Annotated in this window: 27 protein-coding genes; all 27 read left to right on the top strand. The window is 67.5% G+C overall.

Annotated elements, in window-relative coordinates; genetic code table 11:
- The first annotated feature begins 3 nt into the window (after positions 1 to 3).
- The 27 genes from rplP to rpsI all read left to right on the top strand — a co-directional run bounded on the left by rplP (position 4) and on the right by rpsI (position 16,499).
- The gene (gene rplP / locus ABZ449_RS24375; protein WP_030055824.1) at positions 4 to 423 is read left to right on the top strand and encodes a 50S ribosomal protein L16; all 420 of its coding nucleotides are present in this window, start codon (positions 4 to 6) and stop codon (positions 421 to 423) included.
- On the top strand, positions 423 to 647 hold the full coding sequence (rpmC, locus tag ABZ449_RS24370; RefSeq protein WP_360349500.1) for a 50S ribosomal protein L29: 225 nt from the start codon (positions 423 to 425) through the stop codon (positions 645 to 647). Before rplP ends, rpmC begins: the two co-directional genes overlap by 1 nt.
- A complete protein-coding gene (rpsQ, locus tag ABZ449_RS24365; protein WP_030055826.1) occupies positions 647 to 919 on the top strand; it encodes a 30S ribosomal protein S17 in 273 nt (90 codons plus the stop codon). The genes rpmC and rpsQ overlap by 1 nt, the downstream gene beginning before the upstream one ends.
- A 102-nt stretch (positions 920 to 1,021) precedes the next feature.
- Positions 1,022 to 1,393 carry a 50S ribosomal protein L14 gene (gene rplN, locus ABZ449_RS24360; RefSeq protein ID WP_030393301.1) on the top strand — a complete coding sequence of 124 codons (372 nt, stop codon included), beginning with the start codon at positions 1,022 to 1,024 and terminating at the stop codon, positions 1,391 to 1,393.
- A gap of 15 nt (positions 1,394 to 1,408) precedes the next feature.
- Complete coding sequence (rplX, locus tag ABZ449_RS24355; protein ID WP_030055828.1) at positions 1,409 to 1,720, top strand: 50S ribosomal protein L24; 312 nt, start codon at positions 1,409 to 1,411, stop codon at positions 1,718 to 1,720.
- Positions 1,720 to 2,289 (top strand): 50S ribosomal protein L5, encoded by a 570-nt coding sequence (rplE, locus tag ABZ449_RS24350; protein ID WP_030393302.1) that lies wholly within the window; start codon positions 1,720 to 1,722, stop codon positions 2,287 to 2,289. The genes rplX and rplE overlap by 1 nt, the downstream gene beginning before the upstream one ends.
- Positions 2,290 to 2,293: 4 nt before the next feature.
- Positions 2,294 to 2,479: a type Z 30S ribosomal protein S14 gene (locus tag ABZ449_RS24345; protein WP_030055830.1), complete on the top strand. Its 186-nt coding sequence runs from the start codon at positions 2,294 to 2,296 to the stop codon at positions 2,477 to 2,479.
- Positions 2,480 to 2,749: 270 nt separating this feature from the next.
- Positions 2,750 to 3,157: a 30S ribosomal protein S8 gene (gene rpsH, locus ABZ449_RS24340; protein ID WP_238862988.1), complete on the top strand. Its 408-nt coding sequence runs from the start codon at positions 2,750 to 2,752 to the stop codon at positions 3,155 to 3,157.
- A 22-nt stretch (positions 3,158 to 3,179) separates the two neighbouring features.
- Positions 3,180 to 3,719 carry a 50S ribosomal protein L6 gene (gene rplF / locus ABZ449_RS24335; protein WP_360349497.1) on the top strand — a complete coding sequence of 180 codons (540 nt, stop codon included), beginning with the start codon at positions 3,180 to 3,182 and terminating at the stop codon, positions 3,717 to 3,719.
- Positions 3,720 to 3,722: 3 nt separating this feature from the next.
- Entirely contained in the window at positions 3,723 to 4,106 is a 384-nt protein-coding gene (gene rplR, locus ABZ449_RS24330) for a 50S ribosomal protein L18 (RefSeq protein ID WP_030280785.1), read from the top strand.
- Between the two features lie 48 nt (positions 4,107 to 4,154).
- Positions 4,155 to 4,778, top strand: a complete 624-nt coding sequence (gene rpsE / locus ABZ449_RS24325; RefSeq protein WP_030055834.1) for a 30S ribosomal protein S5 — start codon at positions 4,155 to 4,157, stop codon at positions 4,776 to 4,778.
- Entirely contained in the window at positions 4,778 to 4,960 is a 183-nt protein-coding gene (rpmD, locus tag ABZ449_RS24320; protein WP_049649044.1) for a 50S ribosomal protein L30, read from the top strand. Before rpsE ends, rpmD begins: the two co-directional genes overlap by 1 nt.
- A gap of 2 nt (positions 4,961 to 4,962) precedes the next feature.
- Entirely contained in the window at positions 4,963 to 5,415 is a 453-nt protein-coding gene (gene rplO, locus ABZ449_RS24315; RefSeq protein ID WP_360349493.1) for a 50S ribosomal protein L15, read from the top strand.
- Positions 5,416 to 5,726: 311 nt separating this feature from the next.
- On the top strand, positions 5,727 to 7,037 hold the full coding sequence (gene secY, locus ABZ449_RS24310) for a preprotein translocase subunit SecY (protein ID WP_359820423.1): 1,311 nt from the start codon (positions 5,727 to 5,729) through the stop codon (positions 7,035 to 7,037).
- Complete coding sequence (locus ABZ449_RS24305) at positions 7,037 to 7,690, top strand: adenylate kinase (protein ID WP_360349490.1); 654 nt, start codon at positions 7,037 to 7,039, stop codon at positions 7,688 to 7,690. The genes secY and ABZ449_RS24305 overlap by 1 nt, the downstream gene beginning before the upstream one ends.
- A gap of 117 nt (positions 7,691 to 7,807) precedes the next feature.
- Positions 7,808 to 8,647, top strand: coding sequence for a type I methionyl aminopeptidase (map, locus tag ABZ449_RS24300; protein WP_360349487.1), 840 nt, complete (start codon positions 7,808 to 7,810; stop codon positions 8,645 to 8,647).
- Between the two features lie 142 nt (positions 8,648 to 8,789).
- Positions 8,790 to 9,215, top strand: a complete 426-nt coding sequence (gene mscL / locus ABZ449_RS24295; protein ID WP_360349484.1) for a large conductance mechanosensitive channel protein MscL — start codon at positions 8,790 to 8,792, stop codon at positions 9,213 to 9,215.
- A 192-nt stretch (positions 9,216 to 9,407) separates the two neighbouring features.
- Positions 9,408 to 9,629 (top strand): translation initiation factor IF-1, encoded by a 222-nt coding sequence (gene infA, locus ABZ449_RS24290; RefSeq protein WP_003956442.1) that lies wholly within the window; start codon positions 9,408 to 9,410, stop codon positions 9,627 to 9,629.
- Between the two features lie 33 nt (positions 9,630 to 9,662).
- Complete coding sequence (rpmJ, locus tag ABZ449_RS24285; protein WP_003956441.1) at positions 9,663 to 9,776, top strand: 50S ribosomal protein L36; 114 nt, start codon at positions 9,663 to 9,665, stop codon at positions 9,774 to 9,776.
- A 175-nt stretch (positions 9,777 to 9,951) separates the two neighbouring features.
- Positions 9,952 to 10,332, top strand: a complete 381-nt coding sequence (gene rpsM / locus ABZ449_RS24280; protein WP_188306769.1) for a 30S ribosomal protein S13 — start codon at positions 9,952 to 9,954, stop codon at positions 10,330 to 10,332.
- Positions 10,333 to 10,404: 72 nt separating this feature from the next.
- Positions 10,405 to 10,812 (top strand): 30S ribosomal protein S11, encoded by a 408-nt coding sequence (rpsK, locus tag ABZ449_RS24275; protein ID WP_030232513.1) that lies wholly within the window; start codon positions 10,405 to 10,407, stop codon positions 10,810 to 10,812.
- A gap of 144 nt (positions 10,813 to 10,956) precedes the next feature.
- Positions 10,957 to 11,979: a DNA-directed RNA polymerase subunit alpha gene (locus tag ABZ449_RS24270; RefSeq protein ID WP_360349481.1), complete on the top strand. Its 1,023-nt coding sequence runs from the start codon at positions 10,957 to 10,959 to the stop codon at positions 11,977 to 11,979.
- Positions 11,980 to 12,106: 127 nt separating this feature from the next.
- Complete coding sequence (gene rplQ, locus ABZ449_RS24265; protein ID WP_360349479.1) at positions 12,107 to 12,574, top strand: 50S ribosomal protein L17; 468 nt, start codon at positions 12,107 to 12,109, stop codon at positions 12,572 to 12,574.
- An 80-nt stretch (positions 12,575 to 12,654) separates the two neighbouring features.
- The gene (gene truA, locus ABZ449_RS24260; RefSeq protein WP_360349476.1) at positions 12,655 to 13,563 is read left to right on the top strand and encodes a tRNA pseudouridine(38-40) synthase TruA; all 909 of its coding nucleotides are present in this window, start codon (positions 12,655 to 12,657) and stop codon (positions 13,561 to 13,563) included.
- A gap of 46 nt (positions 13,564 to 13,609) precedes the next feature.
- On the top strand, positions 13,610 to 15,268 hold the full coding sequence (locus ABZ449_RS24255) for an ATP-binding cassette domain-containing protein (protein ID WP_360349473.1): 1,659 nt from the start codon (positions 13,610 to 13,612) through the stop codon (positions 15,266 to 15,268).
- 232 nt (positions 15,269 to 15,500) lie between these two features.
- Positions 15,501 to 15,944 carry a 50S ribosomal protein L13 gene (gene rplM / locus ABZ449_RS24250; RefSeq protein ID WP_030055846.1) on the top strand — a complete coding sequence of 148 codons (444 nt, stop codon included), beginning with the start codon at positions 15,501 to 15,503 and terminating at the stop codon, positions 15,942 to 15,944.
- 45 nt (positions 15,945 to 15,989) lie between these two features.
- Positions 15,990 to 16,499: a 30S ribosomal protein S9 gene (gene rpsI, locus ABZ449_RS24245; protein ID WP_229928575.1), complete on the top strand. Its 510-nt coding sequence runs from the start codon at positions 15,990 to 15,992 to the stop codon at positions 16,497 to 16,499.
- Positions 16,500 to 16,533 lie beyond the last annotated feature (34 nt).

Raw genomic sequence — 16,533 nt, 5'->3', positions numbered from 1 at the left:
CCCATGCTGATCCCCCGTCGGGTCAAGCACCGCAAGCAGCACCACCCGAAGCGCCGTGGCGCTGCCAAGGGTGGCACCGAGCTCGCCTTCGGCGAGTACGGCATCCAGGCCGTCACCCCGGCCTACGTGACGAACCGGCAGATCGAGTCCGCTCGTATCGCCGTCACCCGTCACATCAAGCGTGGCGGCAAGGTCTGGATCAACATCTACCCGGACCGTCCGCTCACCAAGAAGCCGGCCGAGACCCGCATGGGTTCCGGTAAGGGTTCGCCCGAGTGGTGGATCGCGAACGTGCACCCGGGTCGGGTCATGTTCGAGCTGTCGTACCCCAACGAGAAGGTGGCTCGTGAGGCGCTGACCCGCGCAGCTCACAAGCTCCCGATGAAGTGCCGGATCATCCGGCGCGAGGCAGGTGAGAGCTGATGTCGGCCGGCACCAAGGCTGCTGACCTCCGCGAGCTGGACAACGAGGGTCTCGTTGCCAAGCTCCGTGAGGCCAAGGAGGAGCTGTTCAACCTCCGCTTCCAGGCGGCGACCGGGCAGCTCGAGAACCACGGACGGCTGAAGCTCGTCCGCAAGGACATCGCGCGGATCTACACCCTGATGCGCGAGCGCGAGCTGGGCATCGAGACGGTGGAGAACGCCTGATGACTGAGAACACCAACGAGACGCGCGGTTTCCGCAAGACCCGTGAGGGTCTCGTCGTCAGCGACAAGATGGACAAGACCGTCGTCGTCGCCGTCGAGGACCGCGTCAAGCACGCTCTGTACGGCAAGGTCATCCGCCGTACGAACAAGCTGAAGGCGCACGACGAGGCGAACGCCTGCGGCATCGGCGACCGGGTCCTCCTCGCGGAGACCCGCCCGCTGTCCGCGACGAAGCGCTGGCGCGTCGTCGAGATCCTCGAGAAGGCCAAGTAACGAAGTTGATGCGGTACGGCCGTATGTGCACCAGGCTCCTCGCGGGCGCTGGTGTGAGCAGCGGCCGGCCCGTCAGCTCTCGTTGACGATCAGGAGAAAGCTGTGATCCAGCAGGAGTCGCGACTGCGTGTCGCCGACAACACGGGCGCGAAGGAAATCCTTTGCATCCGCGTTCTCGGTGGCTCCGGTCGCCGCTACGCCGGTATCGGGGACGTCATCGTCGCGACCGTCAAGGACGCGATCCCCGGCGGTTCGGTGAAGAAGGGTGACGTCGTCAAGTGCGTCGTCGTCCGTACCGTGAAGTCGCGTCGTCGTCCGGATGGCTCGTACATCCGCTTCGACGAGAACGCCGCGGTCGTTCTGAAGAACACCGATGGTGACCCCCGTGGCACCCGCATCTTCGGCCCGGTGGGCCGCGAGCTGCGTGACAAGAAGTTCATGAAGATCATCTCGCTTGCGCCGGAGGTGCTCTAACTCATGGCGAACAGCATGAAGATCAAGAAGGGTGACCTGGTTCAGGTCATCACCGGCAAGGACCGCGGCAAGCAGGGCAAGGTCATCCAGGCCATGCCCGCCGAGAACAAGGTCCTGGTCGAGGGTGTGAACCGGGTCAAGAAGCACACCAAGCCGGGCCCGGGCACTCAGGGTGGCATCGTCACCGTCGAGGCCCCGGTGCACGTCTCCAACGTCCAGCTGGTCGTGGAGAAGGACGGCAAGAAGGTCGTCACCCGCGTTGGCTACCGCTTCGATGACGAGGGCAACAAGATCCGCGTTGCCAAGCGAACCGGTGAGGACATCTGATGTCTGAGACGACTGTTGAGAAGGTGACCCCCCGTCTCAAGGAGCGTTACAACTCCGAGATCAAGGGTCAGCTGCAGGAGCAGTTCTCGTACGAGAACGTCATGCTGACGCCCGGCCTGGTCAAGGTCGTCGTCAACATGGGTGTCGGCGAGGCCGCCCGTGACAGCAAGCTGATCGAGGGCGCGATCCGCGACCTGACCGCGATCACCGGTCAGAAGCCGGCCGTGACCAAGGCCCGCAAGTCCATCGCGCAGTTCAAGCTGCGCGAGGGCCAGCCGATCGGCACCCACGTCACCCTCCGCGGTGACCGCATGTGGGAGTTCCTGGACCGTCTGGTGTCGCTGGCCCTGCCGCGCATCCGTGACTTCCGTGGTCTCTCCCCGAAGCAGTTCGACGGCCGTGGCAACTACACCTTCGGTCTGACCGAGCAGGTCATGTTCCACGAGATCGACCAGGACAAGGTCGACCGTCAGCGCGGTATGGACATCACCGTCGTGACCACCGCTCAGACCGACGACGAGGGCCGGGCGCTCCTGCGTGCTCTGGGCTTCCCGTTCAAGGAGGCGTGAGCCAATGGCGAAGAAGTCCCTCATCGCGAAGTCCGAGCGCAAGCCGAAGTTCGGCGTCCGGGCCTACACCCGGTGCCAGCGCTGCGGCCGTCCGCACTCGGTGTACCGCAAGTTCGGCCTCTGCCGTGTCTGCCTTCGTGAGATGGCGCACCGCGGCGAGCTGCCGGGCGTGACCAAGAGCTCCTGGTAGTCCACGAGCTCTAGGCACCGCTAGCGAAGCAGAGGTGCCCGATCCCACAGCGGCCCGTTTTGGGCCTGCCGTACGTGTTCGCGTAAGGTAGTGGGGTCGGGCCCCCTGCCGCGGCTTCCCCATGGATGTCCGTGGCCCTCTTGTGGGAGGGCTCGCACCCAGTCTTACTACGTCATAGGTCCCCTGCGCTTGTGCCCCTGGCGAACTCGGAAGAGTGCGGCAGGGGGACCTGGTGCGGAGAAACCATGGCGAGAGAGGCCTGAGGCCATCATGACCATGACCGACCCCATCGCAGACATGCTCACGCGTCTGCGTAACGCGAACTCGGCGTACCACGACTCCGTGGCGATGCCGGCCAGCAAGATCAAGGCGCACGTCGCCGAGATCCTGCAGCAGGAGGGGTACATCTCCTCCTACAAGGTTGAGGAGCCCGCTGAGGGCGAGGTCGGCAAGAAGCTGACCATCGAGCTCAAGTTCGGCCCCAACCGTGAGCGCTCCATCGCCGGCATCAAGCGCATCAGCAAGCCGGGTCTGCGCGTTTACGCAAAGTCCACCAACCTGCCGAAGGTGCTCGGCGGCCTGGGCGTGGCGATCATCTCCACGTCCTCCGGCCTCCTGACCGACAAGCAGGCCGCCAAGAAGGGCGTAGGCGGAGAAGTTCTCGCCTACGTCTGGTAATTCGGGAAACGGAGGTACAGCAATGTCGCGCATTGGACGGCTGCCCATCCAGGTCCCCGCTGGCGTGGACGTCACCATCGATGGCCAGGCGGTCTCGGTGAAGGGCCCGAAGGGCACCCTCACCCACGTCGTCGCCGCGCCGATCGAGATCGGTAAGGGCGAGGACGGCACGCTGCTCGTCACCCGCCCCAACGACGAGCGTATGTCGAAGGCCCTGCACGGCCTTTCCCGCACGCTGGTGGCGAACATGATCACCGGCGTGACCGCGGGCTACCGCAAGTCGCTGGAGATCAGCGGTGTCGGCTACCGAGTTCTGGCGAAGGGCTCCGACATGGAGTTCCAGCTGGGCTACAGCCACCCGATCCTGGTCGAGGCCCCCGAGGGCATCTCCTTCGTCGTCGAGTCGGCCACCAAGTTCCACGTGGACGGCATCGACAAGCAGAAGGTCGGCGAGGTCGCCGCGAAGATCCGCAAGCTGCGCAAGCCCGACCCGTACAAGGCCAAGGGTGTCAAGTACGCGGGCGAGGTCATCCGCCGCAAGGTCGGAAAGAGTGGTAAGTAAGCGATGAGTGTCTCTGTCAAGATCGGCAAGGGCAACGCCTACAAGAGCGCCGCTCGCAAGCGCCGCGCGATCCGCGTTCGCAAGCGCGTCGTCGGCACCGAGGTGCGTCCGCGCCTCGTCGTGACGCGCTCGAACCGTCACATGGTCGCCCAGGTCATCGACGACGCCAAGGGTCACACCCTGGCGTCGGCGTCCACCCTCGACGTGTCCATCAAGGGCGCCGAGGGCGACAAGACCGAGCTGGCCAAGAAGGTCGGGAGCCTGGTCGCCGAGCGCGCCAAGGCCGCCGGCATCGAGTCGGTCGTCTTCGACCGCGCGGGCAACCGGTACGCCGGCCGCATCGCCGCCCTGGCGGACGCGGCCCGCGAGGCCGGGCTCGACTTCTAAGCCGCTCGTCGACTCAGTCGACGGACGTAATCGAGAGAGGTAATTCCAATGGCTGGACCCCAGCGCCGCGGTAGCGGCGCCGGCGGTGGCACCGGCGGTGGCGAGCGGCGCGACCGTAAGCGTGACGACCGGGGCAACGCCCCCGCCGTCGAGAAGACCGCTTACGTCGAGCGCGTTGTCGCGATCAACCGTGTCGCCAAGGTTGTCAAGGGTGGTCGTCGTTTCAGCTTCACCGCGCTGGTCGTGGTGGGCGACGGTGACGGCACCGTGGGTGTCGGTTACGGGAAGGCGAAGGAGGTTCCGGCCGCCATCGCCAAGGGTGTTGAGGAGGCCAAGAAGAACTTCTTCAAGGTCCCCCGTATCCAGGGCACCATCCCGCACCCGATCCAGGGTGAGAAGGCCGCCGGCGTCGTGCTCCTGAAGCCCGCCGCCCCCGGTACCGGTGTTATCGCCGGTGGTCCGGTGCGCGCCGTCCTGGAGTGCGCCGGCATCCACGACATCCTGTCGAAGTCGCTCGGCTCGGACAACGCGATCAACATCGTGCACGCCACCGTGGCCGCTCTGAAGGGCCTCGTGCGCCCCGAGGAGATCGCCGCCCGTCGTGGCCTGCCGCTGGAGGACGTGGCCCCCGCCGCTCTGCTGCGGGCGCGTGCTGCAGGGGTGAGCGCCTGATGGCTCGCCTGAAGATCACGCAGACCAAGTCGTACATCGGCAGCAAGCAGAACCACCGTGACACCCTGCGTACGCTTGGTCTCAAGCGCATGCACGACGTGGTGGTCAAGGAGGACCGTCCCGAGATCCGCGGGATGGCCCACACGGTCCGTCACCTGGTGACGGTTGAGGAGGTGGACTGATCATGGGCGAGAACCCGATCAAGATCCACAACCTGCGGCCCGCCCCGGGTGCCAAGACCGACAAGATCCGCGTGGGTCGTGGTGAGGGCTCCAAGGGTAAGACCGCTGGTCGTGGTACCAAGGGCACCAAGGCCCGCTACCAGGTTCCGCAGCGCTTCGAGGGTGGCCAGATGCCGCTCCACATGCGTCTGCCGAAGCTGAAGGGCTTCAAGAACCCGTTCAAGATCACGTTCCAGGTCGTGAACCTGGACAAGCTGGCCGAGCTCTACCCGCAGGGTGGCGAGGTCACGGTCGAGGACCTGGTCGCCAAGGGCGCGGTTCGCAAGAACTCCCTCGTCAAGGTGCTCGGCACCGGCGAGGTCTCGGTTGCGCTGCAGGTGTCGGTGGACGCCGTCTCCGGCTCCGCCGCCGAGAAGATCAAGGCCGCCGGCGGTACGGTCAACGAGCTCATCTGAGCCCGCTGAAAGCCGCCCACGAGCTCCGCACCTCCTCCGGGAGGTGCGGAGCTCGCGCCGTTCCGGCCGGATTTCCGGCCGGAACGGCCCTCATTCCTTTGTGTGGCAAAACCGGGCATCCCGTACCCCGTGAGTGGGGGAGCGGCGGCATGCGCTTCTTTCGAGTGGCCGTGCACTGTTAGAGTCCGTGGAGTTCCCTTGTAGGCTGCGCGTAGGCTCGCCTGTGCCGTCTGTACGGGAGCCCGAAAGGCAAACTCCCCATTCAGGACCGACCCTCCCGCCGACGACGCGCGGGAGGCGCAGGAGGCACCGTGCTCAGTGCGTTCGCGCGGGCGTTCCAGACGCCCGACCTGCGCAAGAAGCTGCTGTTCACGCTGGGCATCATGGTGCTGTTCCGGCTGGGCTCGCACATCCCGATCCCGGGCGTGAGCTTCACCGCCGTGAACGAGTGCGTGAAGGAGACCAAGAACAGCGGCCTCTTCGGACTCGTCAACCTGTTCAGCGGTGGCGCGCTCCTCCAGCTGACGATCTTCGCCCTCGGCATCATGCCGTACATCACGGCGAGCATCATCCTCCAGCTCCTCACCGTCGTGATCCCGCGACTGGAGATGCTGAAGAAGGAGGGGCAGGCGGGCCAGGCGAAGATCACCCAGTACACCCGTTACCTGACCATCGCGCTCGCGGTGCTCCAGGGCACCGGCATCGTGGCGACGGCCTCCAGCGGCGCGCTGTTCTCCGGCTGCCCGCTGGCCAACCAGATCGTCCCGGACACCGGCGTGTTCCGGATCGCCGTCATGGTGCTCACCATGACCGCCGGTACCACGGTCATCATGTGGCTGGGCGAGCTCATCACCGACCGCGGCATCGGCAACGGCATGTCGCTGCTGATCTTCACCTCGATCGCGGCCCAGTTCCCGTCCTCGATGTGGGCGATCAAGCAGTCCGGCACCATCGGCGGCGGCTGGGTCGAGTTCCTCTCCGTGGTCGCGGTCGGCGTCATCGTCGTGATGCTGGTCATCTTCGTCGAGCAGGCCCAGCGCCGGATTCCCGTCCAGTACGCGAAGCGGATGATCGGCCGCCGGGCGTTCGGCGGGACCTCGACGTACATCCCGCTCAAGGTGAACCAGGCCGGTGTCATCCCGGTCATCTTCGCCTCGTCGCTGCTGTACATCCCCGCGCTCGTGGTCCAGCTGACCAACAGCCAGGCGGGCTGGGCCACGTGGATCCGGACGAACTTCGTCAAGGGTGACCACCCGATCTACATGGCCACCTACTTCCTGCTGATCGTCTTCTTCGCCTTCTTCTACGTCGCCATCTCCTTCAACCCCGAAGAAGTCGCCGACAACATGAAGAAGTATGGTGGGTTCATCCCGGGTATCCGGGCCGGCCGCCCGACGGCCGAGTACCTGAACTACGTGCTGACCCGAATCACGTGGCCGGGTTCGCTCTACCTGGGCCTGATCGCGTTGATCCCGATGATCGCCCTGGTCGCCTTCGGACAGCAGACCAACTTCCCGTTCGGCGGCACCAGCGTGCTCATCGTCGTCGGCGTCGGACTCGAAACTGTGAAGCAGATCGAGAGCCAGCTCCAGCAGCGCAATTACGAAGGGTTCCTCCGCTGATGCGTATCGTCCTCGTTGGTCCTCCCGGGGCCGGGAAGGGTACTCAGGCGCACGTCCTGGCCAAGACCCTGTCCATCCCCCACATCTCCACCGGTGACCTGTTCCGTGCGAACATCAGCCAGGGCACCCCGCTGGGGCTTGAGGCGAAGTCGTACATCGACAACGGTCGCCTGGTCCCGGACGAGGTGACCATCGGGATGGCCAAGGACCGGATGCTCCAGGAGGACGCCGTCGGCGGCTTCCTGCTCGACGGCTTCCCGCGCAACCTCGGCCAGGCCGAGGCCCTGGACGCGTTCCTCACCGAGCAGGGCATCAAGCTGGACGGTGTGCTGGACCTGGAGGTCCCCGAGGACGAGGTCGTCAAGCGGATCGCGGGCCGGCGCCTGTGCCGCAAGGACGGCAGCCACGTCTTCCACGTCGCCTACAACCCGCCGAAGGCCGAGGGTGTCTGCGACGAGTGCGGCGGCGAGCTGTACCAGCGCTCGGACGACACCGAGGAGGCCGTGCGGGTCCGCCTGGAGGAGTACCACTCCAAGACCGAGCCGATCATCGGTTACTACCAGGAGCAGGGCCTGCTGGTGACCATCCCGGCGCTCGGCAAGGTGGACGAGGTCACCGCCCGCGCGATCGAGGCGCTGAAGCAGAACAGCTGAGTCTCTCGGCGAACGTACGACGGTACGGCCGGGTCGCCCGCCCCAGGCGGGCGGCCCGGCCGTTTCGGCGTCGTACGGTGGTAGCAGTGGTAATCCGGACTTGGAAGGCGTGACCAGATGGTGGAGATCAAGACCCCCGAGCAGATCGCGAAGATGCGAGCGGCCGGGCTGGTCGTCGCCGAGGCCCTGAAGGCCTGCCGCGAGGCCGTCGTTCCGGGGGTGACCACCCAGGAGCTCAACGACATCGCGGACAAGGTCATCACCGGCCACGGTGCCACCTCGAACTTCCGGGCCCACCACGGCGGGCTCTGGTTCCCGGGCGTGATCTGCGCCTCGGTGAACAACGAGGTCGTGCACGGCATCCCCGGCGAGCGGGTGCTCCAGGAGGGTGACGTCATCTCGATCGACTGCGGCGCCATCCTGGACGGCTGGCACGGCGACTCGGCCATCACCGTGGCGGTCGGCGAGGTCCGCCCGGAGGTCGAGATGCTGAGCCGGGTCACCGAGGGCTCGATGTGGGCCGGCATCGCCCAGATGAAGAAGAACAACCGCCTGGTGGACGTCTCCAAGGCGATCGAGGGCTTCATCCGCCGCCAGCCGCTCCCGCCGAAGGGCAAGTGGGGCATCACCGAGGGCTACGGCGGCCACGGCATCGGCACCGCGATGCACATGGAGCCGCACGTGCTGAACTACGTCGAGCGCGGCCGCGGCAAGGGCCCGAAGCTCGTCCCCGGCACCGTGCTGGCGATCGAGCCGATGGTCTCGCTCGGCACCCCGCACACCACCGTGCTGGACGACGAGTGGACGGTCGTCACCAACGACGGCACCTGGGCCTCGCACTGGGAGCACTCGGTGGCCGTCACCGAGCAGGGCCCGCTGGTGCTGACCGCCTTCGACGGCGGCAAGGCGGAACTGGCCAAGCTGGGCATCACCGCAGCTCCGGACCCCCTCGCGTAGTCACGGCGGCGCCCAACTGCCGCTGCTGACAAGGGATCAGGGCCCTGGAGGTTTGGACCTCCAGGGCTTTTGTCCTATTTTTATGCGCTGGTAGTGGCCAGCAGTGGCCATCAGTGGCTCACGAGCGAGCAGGAGACAGCACGTGCTCAAGGGATTCCGCGACTTCATGATGCGCGGCAACGTCGTCGACATGGCGGTCGGTGTGGTCATCGGTGCCGCGTTCACCGCGGTGGTGACCGGCTTCGTGTCCGCCTTCCTCACCCCGCTGGTGGGCGTGGTGGTCGGCGCGGCCGGCGACTTCAGCTCCTACAAGGCGCACATCGCCGGAGTGACCTTCCCGTACGGGCAGTTCCTCAACGTGCTGATCGCGTTCTTCATGACCGCCGCGGTGCTGTACTTCTGCGTGGTGCTGCCGATCACCAAGGCGACCGCGCGCTACATGCCGAAGAAGCCGAAGACGCCGAAGCGCCCCTGCCCCGAGTGCCTGACCGAGATCCCCGAGGCCGCCCGCCGCTGCTCGGCCTGCACCGCCCACGTCGAGCCGCTGGCGGTCGCCACCAAGGCCTGACGGCGGGTGTGACGGCGACCGCTTTCCGGGGCCCCCGTTTTGGTCCACCGGACGCGCTGGCGTAGGATGGACCGTCGGCTCACTCGTAGCGTGCTTCAGCGCGCCCTCTTCCCTCCGGGGGAGGGGTGAACCCAGGTTCGCACGAGCGTTCCGCATACGGTAGCCGGTCCCGGAAGGTGGATCTCGCAGTTCATGGCTAAGAAGCAAGGCGCCATTGAGATCGAGGGCACCGTGATCGAGTCTCTTCCGAACGCGATGTTCAAGGTCGAGCTGCAGAACGGTCACAAGGTCCTCGCGCACATCAGTGGCAAGATGCGCATGCACTACATCCGCATCCTGCCGGACGACCGGGTCGTCGTGGAGCTCAGCCCCTACGACCTCACGCGCGGGCGGATCGTCTACCGCTACAAGTAAGAACGTCAGATCTAGACCCGGAGAACCTGAAACATGAAGGTCAAGCCGAGCGTCAAGAAGATCTGCGACAAGTGCAAGGTGATCCGCCGCCACGGTCGGGTCATGGTGATCTGCGACAACCTGCGCCACAAGCAGCGCCAGGGCTGACGCTCTCCAGCATTTCTCGTAGTACTTCGCGCGACGCGAAAACGTCATAAGCGGGCTACCCGATCCGTCCCTCCACGGACGGACTGCCACCCCCGGTCAGAGGCCGGGGCTCCATCGTCGAGAGGCGAAGGAGTAGGTAGCACGCAAGACCTCTGAAGAACCACAGGAGCCTTGAATGGCACGCCTCGCCGGCGTTGATCTCCCCCGTGAGAAGCGGATCGAGATCGCCCTCACCTACGTGTACGGCATCGGCCGTACCCGCGCCCAGCAGACCCTGGCCGAGACCGGTGTCAACCCGGATGTCCGCGTTCGCGACATCTCCGAGGACGACCTCGTCAAGCTGAGCCAGTACATCGACGCCAACTACACGGTCGAGGGTGACCTCCGCCGTGAGGTGGCCGCCGACATCCGCCGCAAGGTCGAGATCGGCTGCTACGAGGGTCTGCGTCACCGCCGTGGCCTGCCGGTCCGCGGCCAGCGCACCCACACCAACGCGCGTACCCGCAAGGGCCCGCGTCGCGCGATCGCCGGCAAGAAGAAGCCGGGCAAGAAGTAGTCCGTCCCGTAACCGGACATCCCTCCGGCCCGCGGGTCAGCGGACCGACCACCTCAGTAGGAGAACAGACTTATGCCCCCCAAGGGTCGTCAGGCTGCCGGCGCGAAGAAGATCCGCCGCAAGGAAAAGAAGAACGTCGCTCACGGCCACGCGCACATCAAGAGCACGTTCAACAACACCATCGTTTCGATCACCGACCCCGCGGGCAACGTGATCTCCTGGGCCTCCGCCGGCCACGTCGGCTTCAAGGGCTCGCGCAAGTCCACCCCGTTCGCCGCGCAGATGGCCGCCGAGGCCGCTGCCCGTCGCGCGCAGGAGCACGGCATGCGCAAGGTTGACGTCTTCGTGAAGGGTCCGGGCTCCGGCCGCGAGACCGCGATCCGTTCGCTCCAGGCCACCGGCCTGGAGGTCGGCTCGATCCAGGACGTCACCCCCACCCCGCACAACGGCTGCCGTCCGCCGAAGCGCCGCCGCGTCTGACGCAGCGCCTTCGGGCACGCGGGTCATGTTTTAAACCTCGTACGGGCTCCCACGTAGTGATTAGTCGCTGCTCACGGGAGCCCGTACGCTTGGTCCTGTCGGCATCAAATAGTGGGTGCCGAAGACAACTGGAGGAATCCCCCCATGCTTATCGCTCAGCGTCCCTCGCTGACCGAAGAGGTCGTCGACGAGTTCCGCTCGCGGTTCGTGATCGAGCCGCTGGAGCCGGGCTTCGGCTACACCCTCGGCAACTCCCTGCGCCGCACGCTCCTGTCGTCGATCCCGGGTGCCGCTGTCACCAGCATCCGCGTCGACGGCGTCCTGCACGAGTTCACCACCGTGCCGGGCGTCAAGGAGGACGTGACCGACCTCATCCTCAACATCAAGCAGCTGGTCGTCTCCTCGGAGCACGACGAGCCGGTCGTGATGTACCTGCGCAAGCAGGGCCCGGGTGTCGTCACCGCCGCCGACATCGCCCCGCCGGCGGGTGTCGAGGTGCACAACCCCGAGCTGGTCCTCGCCACGCTGAACGGCAAGGGCAAGCTGGAGATGGAGCTGACCGTCGAGCGCGGTCGCGGCTACGTCTCCGCCGTCCAGAACAAGGCCTCCGGCCAGGAGATCGGCCGCATCCCGGTCGACTCGATCTACAGCCCCGTGCTGAAGGTCACCTACAAGGTCGAGGCCACCCGTGTCGAGCAGCGGACCGACTTCGACAAGCTGATCGTCGACGTCGAGACCAAGCCCGCCATGCGTCCGCGCGACGCCATGGCCTCGGCCGGCAAGACCCTGGTGGAGCTGTTCGGCCTCGCCCGCGAGCTGAACATCGACGCCGAGGGCATCGACATGGGCCCGTCCCCGACGGACGCCGCCCTGGCCGCCGACCTGGCGCTGCCGATCGAGGAGCTGGAGCTCACCGTTCGGTCGTACAACTGCCTCAAGCGCGAGGGCATCCACACCGTGGGTGAGCTCGTCGCCCGCTCCGAGGCCGACCTGCTCGACATCCGCAACTTCGGTGCGAAGTCGATCGACGAGGTCAAGGCGAAGCTGGCCGGCATGGGCCTGGCCCTCAAGGACAGCCCGCCCGGGTTCGACCCGACCGCTGCCGCCGACGCCTTCGGTGCCGACGACCTCGACGACTCGCACTTCGCCGAGACCGAGCAGTACTAAGAGATTTGGCCGCGGGGGCGGTTCCACGGAGCCGCCCCCGTCGTCGTGAAAGCCGTACGGGCACAGTGCCCGTACGCCCGCTGCGGTACCTGGTACGGCCGCAGTCGGAGATTCGAGGAGTAATTCCATGCCGCGTCCCACCAAGGGTGCCCGCCTGGGCGGTGGCCCGCACCACGAGCCGCTGCTGCTCGCCGGTCTGGCCCGTGAGCTGTTCCAGTACGGCCGCATCACCACCACCGAGGCCAAGGCCCGCCGCCTGCGCCCGCTGGCGGAGAAGCTGATCACCAAGGCGAAGAAGGGCGACATCCACAACCGTCGCCTGGTGCGCAAGACCATCACCGACATCTCGGTGCTGCACACCCTCTTCACCGAGATCGCGCCGCGCTACGAGAACCGCCCGGGTGGCTACACCCGCATCACCAAGATCGGTCCCCGTCGTGGCGACAACGCCCCGATGGCCGTGATCGAGCTGGTCGAGGCGCTGACCGTCGCGCAGACCGCCGTCGGCGAGGCCGAGGCCGCCACCAAGCGTGCCGTCAAGGAGGCCGACGCCAAGGTCGAGGCCACCGAGACCGAGGCCGCCGAGCAGGCCTGACACCGGTAGGTGTGTTGCGGGCCCGCCCTCCCATCCGTGGGGGAGCGGGCCCGTTCCTCATGTCCAGGGAGTGGAGAGCAGTGGTCAACGATTGCGCCGAGCGGCCGCCGGTGAAGGACGGCCCGGCGGACGGGTACGTCCGGGTCCGCCTCGACCTGGCCTACCAGGGCGCCGAGTTCTCCGGCTGGGCCCGCCAGAAGGGCGGCCGCCGGACGGTCCAGGAGGAGATCGAGACCGCGCTCCAGATCGTCACCCGCAGCTCGGAGCTGTTCCCGCTGACCGTGGCCGGCCGCACCGACGCCGGGGTGCACGCCCGCGGCCAGGTCGCCCACGTCGACCTGCCGGCCGAGCTGTGGGCGGCGCACCGGGAGAAGCTGCTGCGCCGGCTCGCGGGCCGGCTGCCCGGGGACGTCCGGATCTACCGGGTCGGCGAGGCGCCGGCCGGCTTCGACGCCCGCTTCTCGGCGATCTGGCGCCGCTACGCCTACCGGGTCGCCGACCACCCGGGCGGGGTGGACCCGCTGCTGCGCGGCCACGTGCTCTGGCACGACCGCCCGCTGGACCTGGACCGGATGAACGCGGCCGCCGAGCTGCTGCTGGGCGAGCACGACTTCGCCGCGTACTGCAAGAAGCGCGAGGGCGCCACCACCATCCGCACCCTGCTGGAGCTGCGCTGGGACCGCGTCCCGGTGGACTCCTACGCCGCCCAGGAGGGCTCCCTCGCGGTCGCCACCGTCCGGGCCGACGCCTTCTGCCACAACATGGTCCGGGCGCTGGTCGGCGCGATGCTGCTGGTCGGCGACGGGCACCGGCCGGTGGAGTTCCCCGGCGAGGTGCTGGCCGGCGGGGTGCGCAACTCCGCCGTCAACGTGATCCGGCCGTACGGGCTCACCCTGGAGGAGGTCGGGTACCCGCCGGACGACCAGCTGGCCGAGCGTAACCGCGCGGCCCGGCGGATGCGCACTCTGCCCGGACAGGGCGTCCTGTGAGGTAATCCGTTTTGGTCCGGCGCGTCCACTTGGGAGAATCGCTCCCATGGGACACGTCGAGATTTCGCACCTGGAGTACTACCTGCCGGACGGGCGCGTGTTGTTCGACGACGCGTCCTTCCGGGTCGGCGAGGGCGCCGCGGTCGCCCTGGTCGGCGCCAACGGAGCCGGCAAGACCACCCTGCTGCGGATGATCGCGGGGGACCTCCAGCCGCACGGCGGCTCGGTGACGATCAGCGGCGGGCTCGGCGTGATGCGCCAGTTCGTCGGCACCACCGGCCGCGAGGACCAGCAGTCCACCCCCGGCGCGCTGCCGGCCGACGCCTCGGTGCGCGACCTGCTGGTCTCGGTCGCCCCCGCCCGGATCGCCACCGCGGCCCGTGCGGTGGACGCCGCCGAGCTGGCGATGATCGCGCAGGACGACGAGAAGACCCAGATGGCTTACGCCCAGGCGCTCTCCGACTGGGCCGACGTCGGCGGCTACGACTACGAGACCGACTGGGACGTCTGCACCATGGCGGCCCTCGGGATGCCCTTCGACAAGGCCCAGTGGCGCGGCCTGAACACCCTCTCCGGCGGCGAGCAGAAGCGGCTCGTGCTGGAGGCGCTGCTGCGCGGCCCCGAAGAGGTGCTGCTGCTCGACGAGCCCGACAACTACCTGGACGTCCCGGCCAAGCGCTGGCTGGAGGAGGCGATCAAGGCCACCTCGAAGACCGTCCTGTTCATCTCGCACGACCGCGAGCTGCTCTCGAAGACCGCGGACAAGATCATTTCCGTCGAGTCCGGCGCGTCGGGCAGCAGCGTCTGGGTGCACGGCGGCGGCTTCGACACCTTCCACGAGGCCCGCAAGGCCCGCTTCGAGCGCTTCGAGGAGATGCGCCGCCGCTGGGACGAGGAGCACGCCAAGCTCAAGAAGCTGGTCGTCACCCTGCGCCAGGCCGCCGCCGTCAGCCACGAGATGGCCTCCCGCTACGCCGCCGCCCAGACCCGGCTGAAGAAGTTCGAGGACGCCGGCCCGCCGGAGGCGCCGCCGCGCGAGCAGAGCATCACCATGCGGCTCAAGGGCGGACGCACCGGGGTGCGCGCCTTCACCATGGAGCGGCTGGAGCTCACCGGCCTGATGCAGCCCTTCGACCTGGAGGTCTTCTACGGCGAGCGGGTCGGGGTGCTGGGCGCCAACGGCGCCGGCAAGTCGCACCTCCTGCGGCTGCTGGCCGGTGACACGACGGTCGAGCACACCGGCGACTGGAAGCTCGGCGCCCGGGTCGTGCCCGGCCACTTCCGGCAGACCCACGCGCACCCGGAGCTGTTCGGCCGTACCGTGCGGTCGATCGTCGAGGAGGAGCACGCGCTCAGCCGCGGCGCCGCGATGGGGGCGCTGCGCCGCTACGAGCTGGACCGCCAGGAGGAGCAGAAGTTCGAGTCGCTGTCCGGTGGACAGCAGGCCCGGCTGATGATCCTCAAGCTCGAACTCTCCGGTGTGACGGCCCTGTTGCTCGACGAGCCGACCGACAACCTGGACCTGGAGAGCGCCGAGGCCCTGCAGGCCGGCCTGGAGGCCTTCGACGGCACCGTGCTGTGCGTCACCCACGACCGCTGGTTCGCCAAGACCTTCGACCGCTTCCTGGTCTTCGGGGCGGACGGCCGGGTGTTCGAGTCGCCGGAGCCGGTCTGGGACGTGACCCGGGTGGAGCGCGAACGCTGAGTGACGGCGAGGGCCGGGCCCGGGCATTTTTGACCCGCTCCGGCCCTGCCGGTAACCTGGACGCTTGATGTGCGTATTGGCTCGCTCTATCTCACGTGAGAGGTCGGTACGCCGGAGACATCAGGTCGTCGACCAGCGGTCCCCCTTGAATTGCGTCCAAGGATGGCCAGGCTGCTCTTCCGTCCGGGTGCTCCTGTCAGGACTCACTCACTGAAAAGCGAAGGCTACGACCGTGCGTACGTACAGCCCCAAGCCCGGCGACGTCCAGCGTCAGTGGCACGTCATCGACGCGACCGACGTCGTGCTCGGCCGCCTGGCCTCCCAGGCCGCCAACCTCCTCCGGGGCAAGCACAAGGCGATCTACGCGCCGCACGTTGACACTGGTGACTTCGTCATCATCATCAACGCCGACAAGGTGCACCTGTCCGGTAACAAGAAGACCCAGAAGCTGGCCTACCGCCACTCGGGCTTCCCGGGTGGTCTGCGCTCGGTGCGCTACGACGACCTGCTGGCGAACAACCCGGAGAAGGCCGTCGAGAAGGCCATCAAGGGCATGATCCCCAAGAACAGCCTGGGCCGTCAGATGCTCTCGAAGCTGAAGGTCTACTCGGGCGACCAGCACCCCCACGCTGCCCAGCAGCCGGTGCCGTTCGAGATCACCCAGGTCGCGCAGTAATTCGGCCACCAAGCCCCCCAACACTGAAAAGAGCTGAGGAACACCGTGGCCGAGACCACTGAAACCCTTGAGGTCGACTTCGACGAGGCCGTTGAGGCCGTCGAGGGCGAGTACACCTCCGAGGAGAGCTACACCTCCGAGTCCCTGGCCGGCCGCTTCGGCGAGGCCACCCCGGGCGCCGGACTGGGCCGCCGCAAGGAGGCGATCGCCCGCGTGCGCATCGTCCCCGGCACCGGCCAGTGGAAGATCAACGGTCGCACCCTCGAGGGTTACTTCCCCAACAAGGTGCACCAGCAGACCGTGAACGAGCCCTTCAAGCTCCTGGAGCTGGACGGCCGTTACGACGTCGTCGCCCGCATCAGCGGTGGCGGCGTCTCCGGCCAGGCCTACGCGCTGCGCCTCGGCGTGGCCCGTGCCCTGAACGAGGCCGACGTGGACAACAACCGCGGCGCCCTCAAGAAGGCCGGCTTCCTGACCCGTGACGCCCGCGCCGTCGAGCGCAAGAAGGCCGGTCTGAAGAAGGCCCGCAAGGCGCCGCAGTACAGCAAGCGCTAATCGCCTCCCCGGGGGTGCGGTCCGCCCTGGCGGC

Source organism: Kitasatospora sp. NPDC005856, assembly GCF_040629945.1.
Lineage (GTDB): Bacteria > Actinomycetota > Actinomycetes > Streptomycetales > Streptomycetaceae > Kitasatospora.
Note: the sequence above shows the minus strand (reverse complement) of the source record. Positions and strands in the feature narration are given on the sequence as shown.

Coding starts and splice junctions, on each gene's coding strand:
- rplP (WP_030055824.1), top strand. CDS start 4: ATGCTGATCCCCCGTCGGGTCAAGCACCGCAAGCAGCACCACCCGAAG.
- rpmC (WP_360349500.1), top strand. CDS start 423: ATGTCGGCCGGCACCAAGGCTGCTGACCTCCGCGAGCTGGACAACGAG.
- rpsQ (WP_030055826.1), top strand. CDS start 647: ATGACTGAGAACACCAACGAGACGCGCGGTTTCCGCAAGACCCGTGAG.
- rplX (WP_030055828.1), top strand. CDS start 1,409: ATGAAGATCAAGAAGGGTGACCTGGTTCAGGTCATCACCGGCAAGGAC.
- rplE (WP_030393302.1), top strand. CDS start 1,720: ATGTCTGAGACGACTGTTGAGAAGGTGACCCCCCGTCTCAAGGAGCGT.
- ABZ449_RS24345 (WP_030055830.1), top strand. CDS start 2,294: ATGGCGAAGAAGTCCCTCATCGCGAAGTCCGAGCGCAAGCCGAAGTTC.
- rpsH (WP_238862988.1), top strand. CDS start 2,750: ATGACCATGACCGACCCCATCGCAGACATGCTCACGCGTCTGCGTAAC.
- rplF (WP_360349497.1), top strand. CDS start 3,180: ATGTCGCGCATTGGACGGCTGCCCATCCAGGTCCCCGCTGGCGTGGAC.
- rplR (WP_030280785.1), top strand. CDS start 3,723: ATGAGTGTCTCTGTCAAGATCGGCAAGGGCAACGCCTACAAGAGCGCC.
- rpsE (WP_030055834.1), top strand. CDS start 4,155: ATGGCTGGACCCCAGCGCCGCGGTAGCGGCGCCGGCGGTGGCACCGGC.
- rpmD (WP_049649044.1), top strand. CDS start 4,778: ATGGCTCGCCTGAAGATCACGCAGACCAAGTCGTACATCGGCAGCAAG.
- rplO (WP_360349493.1), top strand. CDS start 4,963: ATGGGCGAGAACCCGATCAAGATCCACAACCTGCGGCCCGCCCCGGGT.
- ABZ449_RS24305 (WP_360349490.1), top strand. CDS start 7,037: ATGCGTATCGTCCTCGTTGGTCCTCCCGGGGCCGGGAAGGGTACTCAG.
- map (WP_360349487.1), top strand. CDS start 7,808: ATGGTGGAGATCAAGACCCCCGAGCAGATCGCGAAGATGCGAGCGGCC.
- infA (WP_003956442.1), top strand. CDS start 9,408: ATGGCTAAGAAGCAAGGCGCCATTGAGATCGAGGGCACCGTGATCGAG.
- rpmJ (WP_003956441.1), top strand. CDS start 9,663: ATGAAGGTCAAGCCGAGCGTCAAGAAGATCTGCGACAAGTGCAAGGTG.
- rpsM (WP_188306769.1), top strand. CDS start 9,952: ATGGCACGCCTCGCCGGCGTTGATCTCCCCCGTGAGAAGCGGATCGAG.
- rpsK (WP_030232513.1), top strand. CDS start 10,405: ATGCCCCCCAAGGGTCGTCAGGCTGCCGGCGCGAAGAAGATCCGCCGC.
- ABZ449_RS24270 (WP_360349481.1), top strand. CDS start 10,957: ATGCTTATCGCTCAGCGTCCCTCGCTGACCGAAGAGGTCGTCGACGAG.
- rplQ (WP_360349479.1), top strand. CDS start 12,107: ATGCCGCGTCCCACCAAGGGTGCCCGCCTGGGCGGTGGCCCGCACCAC.
- ABZ449_RS24255 (WP_360349473.1), top strand. CDS start 13,610: ATGGGACACGTCGAGATTTCGCACCTGGAGTACTACCTGCCGGACGGG.